This window comes from Cyanobacteriota bacterium, assembly GCA_025054735.1.
Taxonomy (GTDB): Bacteria; Cyanobacteriota; Cyanobacteriia; order SKYG9; family SKYG9; genus SKYG9.
The window spans coordinates 1-14,057 of sequence record JANWZG010000044.1 but is presented as its reverse complement, the minus strand read 5'-3'; the positions used below and the strand labels follow the sequence as shown (position 1 = coordinate 14,057).

The following is a 14,057-nucleotide window of genomic DNA, read 5'->3' as shown; positions in this document are numbered from 1 at the left end:
GCTTCAGAGAATTTGCCTTTTTGGGCGAGTTCAGCTTCTAAATCTTGCCCATCAACAAACTCTTGGGCTAGGTAGAAAAACTCTTGGTTGGTGCCTGTCAGGGAATTCGATACCGTCAAGGGAAAAAACGCATAGAGGTCGGGAATTTGGGGATGGTTGTTGCCTAACTCGGCTAGCACTTCTCCTTCGCGCTCAAACAAGTCTTGGGCAATGGCAAGCTGTTGCGGGCTAAAATCAGCGGGGGGCTGAAACTGCTTGATCACACATGGGCGCAGATTGGGCATACGACGATCGCAGGCCAAAAACGCCGCCCCAAACCCACCTTGCCCTAATAGGCGCAGTGTTAGATAGCGGCTATCTAGTATGAGTGGCATACCACAAGCTGTGCAATACTTTTGCTGCACTGTCTTCAAGACTTGGGTGTCATCCAAGTCAGGGCAGCGGTTTAGCGGACGAGGACAGTTAGGACGAGTGCAGTAGAGATCCATTCAGTGTTGACACAACAAGGCTGAGCAGCAAGGCAACATTGAGCAAGGCACGGTTGTAGAAGAGATAGCCATTGAGCAGATGTAGTCTTTAAACAACACTTTAGACAACAGATGTAGCAATGGCTATTACGACACTATCATTCACGACGATCAAAGACCCATGTCATTAGCCATAATAATGCCTGTTACGAATTGATGTGGTGATTCTTAGTGTTCCTTACAGTTCGTAGTCATCTGATTCCAACCTATCTAACATAATCCTTGGAAAGTCTTGGCATATCTCTCTTGCCCCCGGAGGCTGATACGTCGGTGTTAAGGACTCTTTACTAGCACCAAGTTGTCGTTGCTGGGGTTGTTTCTAAGAGCAGCTTACCTTGGGCAATAACATGGGTCACAGTGGCTCGGCGACGCAGGGCATCATAGCGATCGTGGGCATCTAGCACAATCACGTTAGCAGGTTTACCCTCAGCAACACCGTAGCGGTCTCCTAGGTGTAAAGTTTTAGCCCCATTCCAGGTAATCATGTTGTAGCAAGCCTCTATCTCCGCCATCCCCGTCATGTGGCACACATGCAAGGCCATAACGGCTACATCTAACATGTTGCCGGTTCCCAAGCTATACCACGGATCTTGAATGCAATCATGCCCTAGGCTGACGTTGAGTCCGTGTTGCCACAGTTCCTTCACACGGGTTACGCCTCGACGTTTGGGATAGGTATCAGTACGGCCTTGTAGGGTGATGTTAATTAAAGGATTCGCAATAAAGTGCAACTGTGTACGTTGCAAAAAGCCCATGAGCTTGAAGGCATAGGCGTTGTTGTAGGAGCCAAAGGCAGTGGTATGGCTAGCTGTAACCCGATCGCCCATGCCTGTACGCAGGGCCAGAGCTGCCATCACTTCCAAAAACCGAGATTGATCGTCGTCAATTTCATCACAATGCACATCAATTAGGCGATCGTACTGCGCTGCTAGCTTAAATACGGTCTCCATAGACTTCACCCCATCGTCACGGGTGAGTTCATAGTGAGGAATACCACCTACCACATCAGCCCCTTGCCGGATTGCTTCCTCCAACAAGTCAACATTCTGAGGACTGCTATAGATTCCATCCTGAGGAAAAGCTACGATCTGGAGTGTCATCCAGTCTTTGACGGCTGCTCGTGCCTCTAGCAAACCCTGAAGTGCAGTTAGGGTGGGTTCACTGACATCCGCATGGCTGCGTACAAACAAGACACCATGCTCAGCCTGTTGTTTCATAGCGGCGATCGCCCGCTGTTTCACATCCTCCACTGTTAAGGACTGCTTACGTTCCCGCCAAATGTCGATGCCCTCGAACAAGGTGCCGCTTTGGTTCCAGCGGGGTTCTCCGGCTGTTAGCGCTGAGTCTAGGTGAATGTGGGACTCGACAAACGGTGGGCTAACCAGCTTGTGCTGCACGTCTATCTCTCTGTGGGCTGGAATGGTCAGGTGGGGAGCGATCGCCACGATCGTTCCTGCTCGAATGGCAATATCAACAGGTTCGATGGCTGTTGTTTCGTGCAAAAGACGACAGTGGCGCAATAGCAGATCGGCAGGTTCGTGGGTCATCGGTTCTCAGCAGCCAAGGGTGACTCTCAGTGTATAGCAATGACTGGGTGATGGGGATTGAGTAATAGGTCACAATTATGAAGGTGGTTATGAAGCTAAGTGCAGGGCAATGACATGGTGTTGAGTGCTGTTGTTGACGATCGCTGGATTCCCCGCATTGGTGACCCCACGGTCATGGGATGGGTAACCGTGGTAGCCTATTTTGCAGCAGCAGGGTTATGTCTGCTCTGTGCCCGCTATCCCGACGATCGTCTAGCTCCCCGCTTTTACCCCTACTATCGCCAGTTTTGGCATGGCGTTGCCCTAGTGCTCGTATTTCTAGGAGTCAACAAGCAGCTTGACCTCCAAAGTCTGCTTACAGTCATTGGTCGCAATGTAGTTCGCTCGTCAGGACTAAACCCCTACAAGCGCATCATCCAAGGACTATTTTTGCTGGGGCTGGCAGTTTTAAGCATAGTAGTTGCTAGCAAGGGGTTGCAACGATTCCGCTGGTGCTACTATGCCTACCGCCTGACCTTCCTGGGCTTAGGCTTTTTGATTCTATTCGTCTTGGCGAGAGCCTCGTCATTCCATCACTTCGATTGGCTGATCAATGTGCAAATTCTAGGCATTCGCATGAACTGGATTTTAGAACTGGGGGGCATTAGCTGTGTCATTGTCTCTGCTGTCAGACAACTGCATCGAGTTCGTACTCATGCATCTAACAACTCGTCCATTATCCGTTGACGATAGCCTATGAACGGTCAATCAGTACGGCTATTGCGTCGATGTGACCCAAGGATTTTTGCAGGCAACGTCTATTGGGGGATTGAGGCTGTATAAACCTGGTAACTGCTTAAGATTTGCGGTTTCCGAAAATTTACAGTTTAATTGTTTACCAATCAGATAGTTACCAATTAGGTAGTGACTCTGCCGTGCTTGTGTTTGCCCCATGGATCCCCAACCTGACAATTTTGACCTAGAACCCCTAGACCGCACCCAAATGTTGGTGGCGATCGGTGCTACTGCTGTGGTGTTGCTGCTAGTAACCACCCTGTGGCGACAGTTCGGTAAGGTTGCGTTGTTGCCGTGGCATGTCGATCTCTCTTCCATCTTGATTGGCATTGGTGTTGGTATGGGTATCATTGCTGCTAGTGCCATTATTTATCAAGTGTGGCCAGCCTATCGAGTTAGCACTGATCTCTACCTGCAACTGGTATTAGCCCCATTGTTGCTACCCGACATGGTGTGGGTGGGGTTGCTCCCTGGTCTCAGTGAAGAATTGCTATTCCGGGGTGTTATGTTGCCTGCTCTAGGAGCCAATATGACTGGACTAATCCTCTCCAGCCTTTGCTTTGGGGTCTTACACTTTAGCAGCCCTCGGCTATGGGCCTATGCCATCTGGGCAACTATTGTGGGGCTGATTTTGGGGGCAGTTGCCCTGTGGACTGACAATTTGATGGTACCGATCGTTGCCCACATCACCGCCAACTTCGTCTCTAGCGTTGCCTGGAAGTTACGCAGTGCCAATCTATCAGCTCACCCATAGCTCACCCATAATTGATGGCTGACAGATGGTTAAAGAAATGTTATTCTCCAGACCATTAGGTAATGTTTTGTAAACATTACGGGACATTCAAGCACACTGTTGAATGCTCGTAAATTCCTGGCACATCAGACGACTCAACTGGTTGTCATTGTGCCACGATGGGTTGAGTTGTGGCGTGAATTGTGTGGAGAGTGAACGGTAATGATAGCGTCGTTTGTACAGCCGATCAGCATGACTGAGGCAGCAAGAGTGGGTCTTACCCTGCCGAAGTCGCCCCTGTTTGGAACTGATGGTATTCGGGGCAAGGTAGGAGATTTATTAACCGCTCCCCTAGCCCTTCAGGTTGGTTTTTGGGCAGGCCAAGTCTGGCAAGAGGTTGCACCCACGGGGGGTACCGTGATTGTGGGTCAAGATTCTCGCAACTCTAGCGACATGCTGGCAACGGCCCTAACCACAGGACTAACCGCCGCTGGACTGAATGTTTGGCAACTTGGGCTATGTCCTACACCTGCGGTTGCCTACCTGACTCAAGCCTTAGGGGCGATCGGCGGCGTGATGATTTCCGCTAGCCACAACCCACCAGAAGACAATGGCATCAAGTTTTTTGGTGCAGATGGGGTCAAGTTGCCGAAAGCATTGCAACAAAAAATCGAAGCCTACCTGCGAGAGAACCATAAGACCCTAGCGATAAATGGCAGCAGGGTAGCAACCTCTCATCAACGGCCTGAACTGGTGGATACCTACATGCAATCGCTGCAAGCATCCCTTGCGACTGCTGGGCTGGCAGACGATCGTCCGCTTCAGGGCCTGCGCATCGTGTTGGATTTAGCCTGGGGTGCCGCTGTGCGCACGGCACCCACCGTGTTTGAAGCCTTGGGAGCAGAGGTAATCTGTTTGCATCCCTTGGCCGATGGCGATCGCATTAATGTTAACTGTGGTTCTACCCATCTTGCCGTGCTGCAAGCAGCCGTATTGGAACAAGGCGCTGATATGGGGTTTGCCTTCGACGGAGATGCTGACCGCGTGCTGGCAGTAGATGCTCAAGGACGCGCTGTAGATGGTGACTATATCCTGTACTTTTGGGGACGAGCACTTCAGCAAACTAACCAACTGCCTCACAACACGATCGTCTCCACAGTCATGGCTAATCTAGGCTTTGAGCGAGCTTGGAACCAACTGGGGGGTGTGCTGTTGCGCACTCCTGTTGGTGACCAGTATGTCCATGCCGAAATGATGCGGACTGGGGCCGTGCTAGGGGGAGAACAATCGGGACATATTCTCTGTTCCCACTATGGAATCAGCGGTGATGGCCTACTAACTGCTATTCACCTAGCGGGACTAGTGAAACAGCAAGGTACATCCCTGGCAACCCTGATGGATCAGAGCTTTCAGCCCTACCCCCAACTGCTGAAAAATGTGCGGGTTGACGATCGGGAGCGTCGCCTCAATTGGCAAAGCTGTGATGCCGTGCAAGCAGCGATCGCCAACGCTGAAGCTGCCATGGGCGATCAAGGTCGAGTGCTGGTGCGAGCATCAGGTACAGAACCTGTAATTCGTGTCATGGTAGAGGCCGCCGATGTTGACCTTGCCCACTATTGGACAGACTCCCTAGTAGCAACCCTTCAACATCACCTTCTGGGCTGATGAGTCTTGGATGGAAGGCTGCTTGCCAATAACCAGCTAGGTTTTGAGCATAGAGTTTATCGAGTAGAGTATCTCCCACCGTTGCTAGTTTGCCCCTATACTGACTCTTGAAGGAGAGACTACAGACGTTCTCCAGGTCTTGTCGGGTGTAAAGTATCTATGGCAGGGGTTTATAAACTAGATATTGCTGAAAGCGTCGAGGATCTCAAACAGTTACTGCGATCGCAAAAAAGCGCCTCAGACAAAGAACGGATTCAGCTACTCTATCTGCTCAAAAGTGAGCAGGCTAAAACCGTGCAAGCAGCCGCTGCCCTATTAGGACGGCATCGGGTGACGGTGCAAGAGTGGTTACGACTTTACCGTCAGGGCGGGCTACGCGAGTTACTAGCCCACAAGCCCAGGGTAGGAAGACGGCATAGCATTCCCCAATGGGCACAGGATGCTTTACAGAAACGGTTGCAGCAAGGGGAAGGATTCAACAGTTACACCGAAATTTGCCAGTGGCTAGAGCGCGAACTAGGGATTGTATCCCCCTATAAAACCGTGCATCAACTGGTGCATTATCGACTTAAGGCTTCGCCTAAAGCAGCACGTTCTGGCAGCACTCAAGAGTAAATGCTTCTATCCTGTCTCCACAGGACTAAAGTCCTTACTACTTTCTCTAGAGGACTAAAGTCCTCACTACAAACCTCAGACTAGATTACAAACCTCAAACTAGGTTGGTTTCTGTTCTAGGGCGTTAATGACAGCCGCGGCTGCTCGCTTGCCAGAGATAGTTGCACCTTCCATGCTGTCGATGTAGTCTTGTTGGGTGTAGCTGCCCGCCAGAAAGAAGTTGGCGATCGGTGTCACCTGATTAGGGCGATAGGGATCCATGCCAGGAGCTTCCCGGTAGAGAGACTGGGCTAGCTTCACCACACTGTACCAAGTCATTGTCAGCTCCCGGGAGGACGGAAATAGATCGTGAACCTGCTTCAAGACATGATGGGCAATCTCTTCGTTGCTTTGCTTAATGAATGGATCTCCAGGTGTGAGCACAAGCTGCAAAAGTGAGCCTTGTCCTTCCCGGTAGTAGTCGGCAGGGCTAGCCAAGGCAAGGTCTGCAAAGCAAGAAAAGTCTGCATCAGCCGTGTAGAGCAAGTTGTCTAAACCTGCGGCCTGTTGGAGTTGTGTACGCCGATTAGCATCCTTGAGTTCTGTCACCCAACCATTAAACCGGAGTTGCACCGTTGCCACAGGCACAGTGTCTAGCTTGTAGATGTGATCAAACTGGGGCCATTGTCGCCACTCGGAAGGTAACAGGCGTTGAGTTCCAGGAACATCGCAGGCACAAATATAGGCATCAGCCGTCACTAGCTCCACTTGATCGCCATTAGCAACCGATAGTCCCGTGACGCGAGTTGCATCACCAGTGCCCTCATAGTGAATTTGCCTCACCCCCCGCCGAGTATAGACCTGTCCACCACGGGCAGCTAGGTAGTTCAAAATAGGCTTGTGCAAATATTCTGCGGGTGACCCCTTGAGCATATTGAGGCGCGATGCCTGGGTTTTGGCCGCAAACATCTGAAAAATAGTCAGCATACAGCGAGCAGAAATGCTGTAACAGTCGATAAACCCTAGGGCATAGGCGATCGGATTCCACATGCGCTTAATGCTAGTCTCTGAACCCCCATGACCTAAAAACCACTCAGCAAAGCTAATGCGATCCAAAGAGCGAATGATAGACATGGCTGCCTCGTAGTTGACTAGGCCGAGGACAATGGGGCTAGTGCCGAGGGCGATCGCATTTTGCACCTTGTCCAACAAAGAAAGTTGCGGTGTAGTAAAAAATGCCTTCAAGCCATTAAAGGGAGCACCCAAGGGAAAGCGGAAGTCTAGCATTCGCACATCACCACCCCGGTTGACAAAGGTGTGGGTATGCTCCTTGGGTAACAAGTATTGACGAATGCCCACTTTATCCATCAGGGCAAACAAATTGCTGTAGTTGAAGAAAAACACGTGTAGCCCCATTTCAATGTGGTTGCCATCGGCATCTAGCCAACTGCCTACCTTACCACCCACAAAGGGTCGGGACTCGTAGATTGCCACTTCATGTCCAGCATCCACTAGCTCCACCGCTGCCGATAACCCAGCTAACCCTGCCCCAACGATCGCAATCCGCATAGCCATCTATAATCCTAAGTTTCTTAAATTATTGTAAAGGGTTGTAGGATAGTGCTACTGCCTAGCATCCGTGATTTGTTGCAGGAGCAGGCTCAGATTGTCATTCACCTATCCCCAGCATAGACAGTGCTAATTATTTGCTGCCTCAAAATAGAGGATAGTTTGGAATACTGGTAGATAGCGATTGTAAACGAGGTTGCTGTGTGATCACCGAGGGTAGTGAAATTGTATTATCTGTTAAGGACTTGACTGCCGAAATTGACGGCAAACAGATCTTGAACGGCCTGACGTTGGATATTCGTCAAGGAGAGATCCACGCCATCATGGGGCCAAACGGCTCTGGCAAGAGCACCTTTTCTAAGGTACTAGCAGGGCACCCAGACTACACGGTCACCGGGGGCGAGATTTGGTTCCAAGGTCAATCGCTCCTAGATCTGGAACCAGATATGCGTGCGCTTCAGGGCATTTTCCTAGCGTTTCAGTATCCTTTAGAGATTCCTGGTGTCAGCAATTTAGACTTTTTGCGGGTAGCCTATAACTCTAAACGTAAGTACCAAGGCTTAGAGGAACTCGATCCCTTTGATTTTGAAGAATTGGTGCGCCAAAAACTAGACATAGTAAAAATGGATCCAGCCTTTTTGGAGCGCAGTGTGAATGAGGGCTTTTCTGGGGGGGAAAAGAAGCGGAATGAGATCTTGCAAATGGCGTTGCTAGAACCGGTGTTGGCAATTTTAGATGAAACCGACTCTGGCTTGGATATTGACGCGCTAAAGACCGTTGCCAATGGAGTCAACCAACTGGCTACGCCTACAAATGCTATGTTGGTGATTACTCACTATCAACGTCTACTGAATTACATCGTGCCGGACTATGTGCATGTGATGGAAGCAGGACGGATTGTGCTCACAGGGGATAAGAACCTAGCACTGGAACTGGAAAGCCGAGGCTATGACTGGGTTCGGGAGGAAGAAACTGAGGTTGCGGCTCCATGACTATCCAAATTGTGACCAATTCAGAATCAGGGAATGCAGGAGTTGATGCTCGCCACGATCGCGCTCTGTATTTAGCAAACCTGCTGCAACAGCGGCCACCACTGGTGGGTAACAGCCCAGAGTTGCAGGCTATTCGCGATCGTGCCCTGTCCGTTGCCCATGAACTTGCTATTCCCTCCCCTCGGGACGAAGAGTGGCGATTTACATCCTTGTCGGCTCTGTTAGAGACAACATTTCAGTTGATTGCGCCTACCGATGCAGTCAGCATGGCGGATATAGAGCCATTTATCCTGCCAGAGGCAGACATTCGCTTGGTGATGGTAGATGGCGTGGTTGTGCCTGCTCTGTGTCAAGGGCTGGTAGTCAGCGATCACCTAGTCGTTGGTGATGTAACAGTTTTGCCGAGCCATCATCCTGTCTTTAGTCACTTGGCGATGCAGAGTGGAGCTGAAGAGGTGTTTACGGCTCTCAACACGGCTTGTCTCCAGTCAGTAGGGGTAGTGTGGGTAGCTGCTCAGGGGTCGATCGTCGCTCCCATTCACTTGCTCAGCCTATCGACGGGTAGAGAAGTGCCGACAGTATCCTATCCTCGTTGGCTGATTATGGCAGAGCCTAACAGCAGTGTCACCATTGTGGAAGACTATGGATGCCTAGGGGAGCAACGACACTTCACCAATGCGGTAACAGAGCTTTGGGTCGGTGCTCGTGCCCGTGTCAACCATACTCGCGTTCAACGAGACAGTCAGGCTGCTATTCACATTGGCAAGACAGCCATATCCCAAGCCCAAGATGCCTACTATAGTTGCTATGCTATCAGCATAGGTAGCCAACTCTCTCGCCATAACCTAAATGTGACGCTAACAGGCGAACAAGCTAGTACTACGGTAGAGGGCTTAACAGTTATTAATGGCGAGCAACTCGCCGATACCCATAGCGCTATTGTGTTTACCAAGCCTCACAGTACCAGCCAGCAGCTCCACAAGTGTATTGTGGGCGATCGTGCCCATGCTGTATTCAACGGCAAGGTCGTTGTACCCAAAGTTGCTCAGCTTACAGATGCTAGTCAACTCAGCCGCACGCTGCTGCTATCCCCAAGGGCACGGGTTGACACCAAACCCCAATTGGAAATTACAGCGGATAATGTAAAGTGTTCCCACGGGGCAACTGTGAGTCAGTTGGATGCAGATGAAATCTTTTACCTGCAAAGTCGGGGGCTTGATCAGTCTACGGCTGCGAAATTGTTAATCTACGCTTTCGCGGCTGAAGTGATTGACCACATCCCCGTGCGATCGCTAGCCACCGCACTGACCCAGCATATCCGACAGCATAGCTACCTGTAACCCGTCTTCAACCATCTGCCTGTTGAGTTTTTTGACCTATGACCATCACCCTCACAAAATCCCTTGCTGAACAAGTCCGTGCAGATTTTCCCATCCTTAACCAAGAGGTATACGGCAATCCGCTAGTGTATCTAGACAACGCTGCCACGTCCCAAAAGCCTCTAGCAGTTCTAAGGGCGCTAAACGACTACTATGAGCAAAGTAATGCTAACGTTCATCGGGGACTACACACCCTGAGTTCTCGGGCCACTGATGCCTACGAAGGAGCACGCGATAAGGTTGCTCGCTTTATCAATGCGGCTTCTCGCCAAGAAGTGATCTATACGCGCAATGCTAGCGAAGCCATTAACTTGGTGGCCTATAGCTGGGGCATGACTAACCTCACAGCCGGGGATGAGATGATTGTGTCAGTAATGGAACATCACAGTAATTTGGTGCCTTGGCAGTTTGTTGCTCACCGGACTGGGGCTGTGTTGAAGTTTGTGGAACTCAGTGCTGATGAAGGGTTTAACCTCGATCAATTTAAATCTCTGATGAGTGACAAAACTAAGCTAGTGGCGACCGTGCATGTTTCTAATACCTTGGGTTGCATCAACCCTGTGCAGGAAATTTGTGCGATCGCCCACCAATACGGTGCAAAAGTGCTAATTGATGCTTGCCAAAGTGTGCCCCACATGGCGATCGATGTGCAAGCCATGGACTGTGACTGGCTAGTTGCCTCTGGTCACAAAATGTGCGCTCCCACTGGTATCGGCTTCCTTTACGGTAAGCTAGCCCTACTGGAGGCCATGCCCCCCTTCTTAGGGGGTGGAGAAATGATTGCCGATGTGTACCTGGATCATTCCACCTATGCTGCCTTGCCCCACAAGTTTGAAGCGGGTACTCCCGCCATTGGTGAAGCGATCGCCCTAGGGGCTGCGGTAGACTACTTAACTCAGTTGGGAATGGACACAATCCATGCCTATGAACAGCAACTAACGGCTTACCTATTCCAGCAACTGCAAACTCTACCCCAAGTGCGCGTTTACGGCCCTAAGCCCACTGCTGATGGTAAAGGTAGGGCTGCTCTGGCGGCGTTTACCGTAGATGGCATTCATCCTAGCGATTTGTCCACGGTGCTAGACCAATCTGGAGTAGCGATTCGTTCTGGTCACCACTGCACCCAACCGCTGCATCGTTACCTTGGTATCCCCGCCAGTGCCAGAGCTAGCCTCTATTTCTATAACACCCCTACGGATATTGACCGCCTGATTACTGCACTGCGCGAGGCGATCGAATTCTTTAGTGCTGCTCTATAAGCCCAAGACACTGCGCGTCAATCCTACCATCCTGAGTCGATAGATTACTGGTATTGAGATTTTGACTGTTCGTTAGAATGAATCTAGATAGCTTTGGTTCAAGCTTTTGCTATGTCCAATCCAGTGACCCTTGACGATATTTACGCGCTGTTCCAGCGCTCCCAGGCAGAAGCCGATCGTCGTTTTGTTGAATTCGATCAGCGTGCTGCTGAGTCCAGAGCTGACTTTGATCGGCGTATGGCAGAATCCAAAGCCGAATTTGATCGGTGTATGGCAGAATCCAAAGCCGACTTTGATCGACGTATGGCAGAATCCAAAGCCGAAGCGGATCGTCGGGCTGCTGAAGCTGACGCTAGGCTAGCCAGAGCCGAAGCGATCGCTGCCCAAGCCAATCAAGCCGTCAATAACTTGAGCAGCCGCTGGGGACGATTTGTGGAAAACCTAGTGGCTCCGGCTGTACTGCGGCTATTTCAAAGCCGAGGGATTGCTGTGCAAGAAGTCTATCAACGGGTACGGTCCGTGCGGGGCAATCGCAACTTAGAAATTGACATTCTAGCTGTCGATGATGACGTTGCTGTCATTGTTGAAGTCAAATCCCGTCTGACCCAAGATAGTGTTCAACAGTGCCTGCAAACCCTAGAACAGTTCAAGGCTGCCTTTCCTCACTATGCCACCTATCGAATCTACGGAGCCGTTGCCGCCATAGAAATCGATGGTGATGTAGACACCTATGCCTACAACCAGGGACTGTTTGTGATTCAACAGTCAGGAGATACAGTTGAGATTAGCAATACCGCAGACTTTATTCCCCGCACTTGGTAGGAACGACTCAATAGTAGAAGGGCGTTGTTGCCCAGCAGTATGATTCTCGCACTTAAGCTGCTTGCAGCCTTCACCCTAGCCCTCTCCTTTGGGAGAAGAAACAAGAGGTCTAGCTCCCTCTTCGCCCTGGGAGAAGAGTTGGGGATGAAGGCAGTTTATACCTATGTTCAGCAATGCCGATTCAGCTTAGCAGTAGAGCAATCTAGAATGGAGGCTATCGGAGTATTGTAAACTCAACAACGTCGTAGGCACTGCCCTGTAAAACAGATTCTGTTTGCTTACCCCTTAAGTGTTTCCCCGTGACTTGTTCCAACACACCTTGGAGGACTCCCAGGGTATAGCTCAGCTTGCGAGGAGACCCTTGGGGTTCACCAGCGGAGCAGATGGTTTCTCGTGCGTAAACCTTGATTACGCCATCAGCCTCTACAATTTTGTCAATGATGCACAATCGAGTGCCCTCTTTGCCTAAGACTTTTTGTAACAGGGAAGTGACAGTATCAGAAATTCCTTGACCAGTACAGCCAATTTGGTCTGCAACTTGCTTACCACGATTTCGACCAGCGGCAATTAGGGCGATCGCTGCTGCTTTTTCACCCAGAGCTTCCTCTACGCCCGTAATTATAGCCTTAAAGCAAATAATGCTAGTAAAATCGCCCAGTTCACTGCGGAATTGACTGGCAACGGGCATAACAGCAGTAGACATGTCAAACACCTCAAATAGTTTTCAAGAAAGACAGTTAATAGCAACTGATGACAACAACATGGCAACTGACAGGCTAACAACAGTGCTAACCTTATGAGCTATGAAGCCAGCAGTGGATGAATCTCTGACACCAGACGCTTAATTTCTAAGAACAGCAACCCTTGTTTGACGGTAGGTGCTGCTAAGACTAATAACACTGCATCTTCACTACAGCTCATTAACACCCCAAACCCCTTGCTTCCTTCCACAAACAGGCGATCAATGTCACCACGTACTAGCTCCCGACAAATTCGCTCTCCTAGAGAAAGCATCGCCGCAGACATAGCGGCTGTTCGTTCTTCATCCATGCCGCTAGGAAGTGAAGATGACAAGGGCAAGCCATCTGGAGTAACGAGTGCTGCTCCTTGAACGTCAGGAGAGCCACTGACAAAGTTTCGTAGAGCACTTTCCAAAGCAATCGTGTTAATCATAGAGAAAATCCTCGTAGACAGAATAATTGAGATCAGATTCAGACTGGGAGAGAAAAATTAGAGAGTGGCAATGTTGTTGGTATGAACCAATTGGTATGAGCCAAAGTGTATGGTGTAAACCAGGTTGAGATACGCCAAGAGAGACCGTGATGGGATCGTGCCAACGTTGATGGCGCATAGTTACATAGCCGATTTGTGGTGTAAAACTGATGCAGCCTCCTGAAACTTCATCAGCTCTTGTAGCAGGACAATCACAGCATTGAATACAGACTCAGGCTGGGTAGCATTAACGGTCACGATCGGTGGCCGCCGTTGTGGGTCAATTAAGCCTAAAGCTATAGCTATGTTGTCTTCTGACCAAGCATCAGGGCAATCCATATGTGTTAGCCCAATCACCATTGGAACGCGAGTACGCTGATTCATGAAGGTCATGATTTTGCGACCATGCCGAAATTCACAAGGGCGATGGGCAGCTACTAACAGAATGTAGGCATGTGCCCTTTGAATCAGCAAATCCCACATAAAATCAAATCGTGCTTGACCAGGAGTGCCATAGATATGAAGTGACTGCTCAGGGCTAAAGGTAAGGCGACCAAAGTCCATGGCAACAGTGGTGCTGCTCTTTATTTGAGTGGTCTCGTCCGTTGCCCGACGATCGGTGTCTACCACCTCAATATCGCTAATAGCGCGAACAAAACTAGTTTTGCCTGCGCCTACTGTGCCTGTAACTACAAGACGTAAGATCTCCATCAAACTTTACTCCGCAAAAAGTTGACCAGATTTTTAACTAGAGAGGTGGATACTGGAGAGTTTTCAACCGAATTAGACAACTCAAATTGCTTTGGCTGTTGATGCTTAGCTGGTGATAACAGCAAAGTAGAGGATGCTACAGGCAGCGATTTGTCTACAGGTGTAAACTGGCTGAGTACTACTTCCGTAGAGTTTGTGAATTCTGGTGTGATCAATGTTACTTCTTCCACTAACCCTGCAACCATTAATCGAAAACCAATGCGCTGCACTTGA

15 protein-coding genes are annotated in these 14,057 nt (G+C 50.0%); 8 read left to right on the top strand and 7 right to left on the bottom strand.

The features are described from left to right. Together NZ772_03750 and codA are read right to left on the bottom strand one after the other, a co-directional pair. The coding region (locus NZ772_03750; GenBank protein ID MCS6812672.1) for a serine/threonine protein kinase at positions 1–488 on the bottom strand (488 nt) is incomplete at its 3' end. Positions 489–814: 326 nt separating this feature from the next. Continuing rightward, positions 815–2,074: a cytosine deaminase gene (codA, locus tag NZ772_03745; protein ID MCS6812671.1), complete on the bottom strand. Its 1,260-nt coding sequence runs from the start codon at positions 2,072–2,074 to the stop codon at positions 815–817. A gap of 99 nt (positions 2,075–2,173) precedes the next feature. Between codA and NZ772_03740 the strand changes: the two genes are divergently transcribed. From NZ772_03740 to NZ772_03725, 4 genes are all read left to right on the top strand, one after another. Next, entirely contained in the window at positions 2,174–2,800 is a 627-nt protein-coding gene (locus NZ772_03740; GenBank protein MCS6812670.1) for a hypothetical protein, read from the top strand. A gap of 205 nt (positions 2,801–3,005) precedes the next feature. Then, positions 3,006–3,602 (top strand): CPBP family intramembrane metalloprotease, encoded by a 597-nt coding sequence (locus tag NZ772_03735; protein MCS6812669.1) that lies wholly within the window; start codon positions 3,006–3,008, stop codon positions 3,600–3,602. Between the two features lie 201 nt (positions 3,603–3,803). After that, positions 3,804–5,246, top strand: coding sequence for a phosphoglucosamine mutase (glmM, locus tag NZ772_03730; GenBank protein ID MCS6812668.1), 1,443 nt, complete (start codon positions 3,804–3,806; stop codon positions 5,244–5,246). Positions 5,247–5,405: 159 nt separating this feature from the next. Continuing rightward, positions 5,406–5,861 (top strand): helix-turn-helix domain-containing protein, encoded by a 456-nt coding sequence (locus NZ772_03725; GenBank protein MCS6812667.1) that lies wholly within the window; start codon positions 5,406–5,408, stop codon positions 5,859–5,861. A 99-nt stretch (positions 5,862–5,960) separates the two neighbouring features. Here the strand turns inward: NZ772_03725 and zds are convergent, their stop codons facing one another. Further along, on the bottom strand, positions 5,961–7,409 hold the full coding sequence (gene zds, locus NZ772_03720; protein ID MCS6812666.1) for a 9,9'-di-cis-zeta-carotene desaturase: 1,449 nt from the start codon (positions 7,407–7,409) through the stop codon (positions 5,961–5,963). A 203-nt stretch (positions 7,410–7,612) separates the two neighbouring features. On the opposite strand from zds, the gene sufC reads away from it, so the two are divergent. The 4 genes from sufC to NZ772_03700 all read left to right on the top strand — a co-directional run bounded on the left by sufC (position 7,613) and on the right by NZ772_03700 (position 11,861). Beyond that, a complete protein-coding gene (gene sufC, locus NZ772_03715; protein ID MCS6812665.1) occupies positions 7,613–8,401 on the top strand; it encodes a Fe-S cluster assembly ATPase SufC in 789 nt (262 codons plus the stop codon). Continuing rightward, complete coding sequence (gene sufD, locus NZ772_03710) at positions 8,398–9,741, top strand: Fe-S cluster assembly protein SufD (protein ID MCS6812664.1); 1,344 nt, start codon at positions 8,398–8,400, stop codon at positions 9,739–9,741. Before sufC ends, sufD begins: the two co-directional genes overlap by 4 nt. 38 nt (positions 9,742–9,779) lie before the next feature. Next, a complete protein-coding gene (locus NZ772_03705) occupies positions 9,780–11,039 on the top strand; it encodes a SufS family cysteine desulfurase (protein ID MCS6812663.1) in 1,260 nt (419 codons plus the stop codon). A 111-nt stretch (positions 11,040–11,150) separates the two neighbouring features. Further along, the gene (locus NZ772_03700; protein ID MCS6812662.1) at positions 11,151–11,861 is read left to right on the top strand and encodes a DUF3782 domain-containing protein; all 711 of its coding nucleotides are present in this window, start codon (positions 11,151–11,153) and stop codon (positions 11,859–11,861) included. A 214-nt stretch (positions 11,862–12,075) separates the two neighbouring features. On the opposite strand, the gene NZ772_03695 is transcribed toward NZ772_03700, so the two are convergent. The 4 genes from NZ772_03695 to NZ772_03680 all read right to left on the bottom strand — a co-directional run. Next, a complete protein-coding gene (locus tag NZ772_03695; GenBank protein MCS6812661.1) occupies positions 12,076–12,564 on the bottom strand; it encodes a hypothetical protein in 489 nt (162 codons plus the stop codon). Between the two features lie 98 nt (positions 12,565–12,662). Continuing rightward, positions 12,663–13,034: a roadblock/LC7 domain-containing protein gene (locus NZ772_03690; protein ID MCS6812660.1), complete on the bottom strand. Its 372-nt coding sequence runs from the start codon at positions 13,032–13,034 to the stop codon at positions 12,663–12,665. Positions 13,035–13,214: 180 nt separating this feature from the next. Beyond that, entirely contained in the window at positions 13,215–13,784 is a 570-nt protein-coding gene (locus tag NZ772_03685; protein MCS6812659.1) for an ATP/GTP-binding protein, read from the bottom strand. Next, the coding region (locus NZ772_03680) for a hypothetical protein (GenBank protein MCS6812658.1) at positions 13,784–14,057 on the bottom strand (274 nt) is incomplete at its 5' end. The genes NZ772_03680 and NZ772_03685, both read right to left, overlap by 1 nt.

What these genes read in the sequence shown, in the direction of transcription:
- NZ772_03695 (MCS6812661.1), bottom strand. Translation starts at nt 12,564, where the DNA reads ATGTCTACTGCTGTTATGCCCGTTGCCAGTCAATTCCGCAGTGAACTG.
- NZ772_03705 (MCS6812663.1), top strand. Translation starts at nt 9,780, where the DNA reads ATGACCATCACCCTCACAAAATCCCTTGCTGAACAAGTCCGTGCAGAT.
- sufD (MCS6812664.1), top strand. Translation starts at nt 8,398, where the DNA reads ATGACTATCCAAATTGTGACCAATTCAGAATCAGGGAATGCAGGAGTT.
- NZ772_03690 (MCS6812660.1), bottom strand. Translation starts at nt 13,034, where the DNA reads ATGATTAACACGATTGCTTTGGAAAGTGCTCTACGAAACTTTGTCAGT.
- codA (MCS6812671.1), bottom strand. Translation starts at nt 2,074, where the DNA reads ATGACCCACGAACCTGCCGATCTGCTATTGCGCCACTGTCGTCTTTTG.
- NZ772_03700 (MCS6812662.1), top strand. Translation starts at nt 11,151, where the DNA reads ATGTCCAATCCAGTGACCCTTGACGATATTTACGCGCTGTTCCAGCGC.
- NZ772_03685 (MCS6812659.1), bottom strand. Translation starts at nt 13,784, where the DNA reads ATGGAGATCTTACGTCTTGTAGTTACAGGCACAGTAGGCGCAGGCAAA.
- zds (MCS6812666.1), bottom strand. Translation starts at nt 7,409, where the DNA reads ATGCGGATTGCGATCGTTGGGGCAGGGTTAGCTGGGTTATCGGCAGCG.
- glmM (MCS6812668.1), top strand. Translation starts at nt 3,804, where the DNA reads ATGATAGCGTCGTTTGTACAGCCGATCAGCATGACTGAGGCAGCAAGA.
- NZ772_03735 (MCS6812669.1), top strand. Translation starts at nt 3,006, where the DNA reads ATGGATCCCCAACCTGACAATTTTGACCTAGAACCCCTAGACCGCACC.
- NZ772_03725 (MCS6812667.1), top strand. Translation starts at nt 5,406, where the DNA reads ATGGCAGGGGTTTATAAACTAGATATTGCTGAAAGCGTCGAGGATCTC.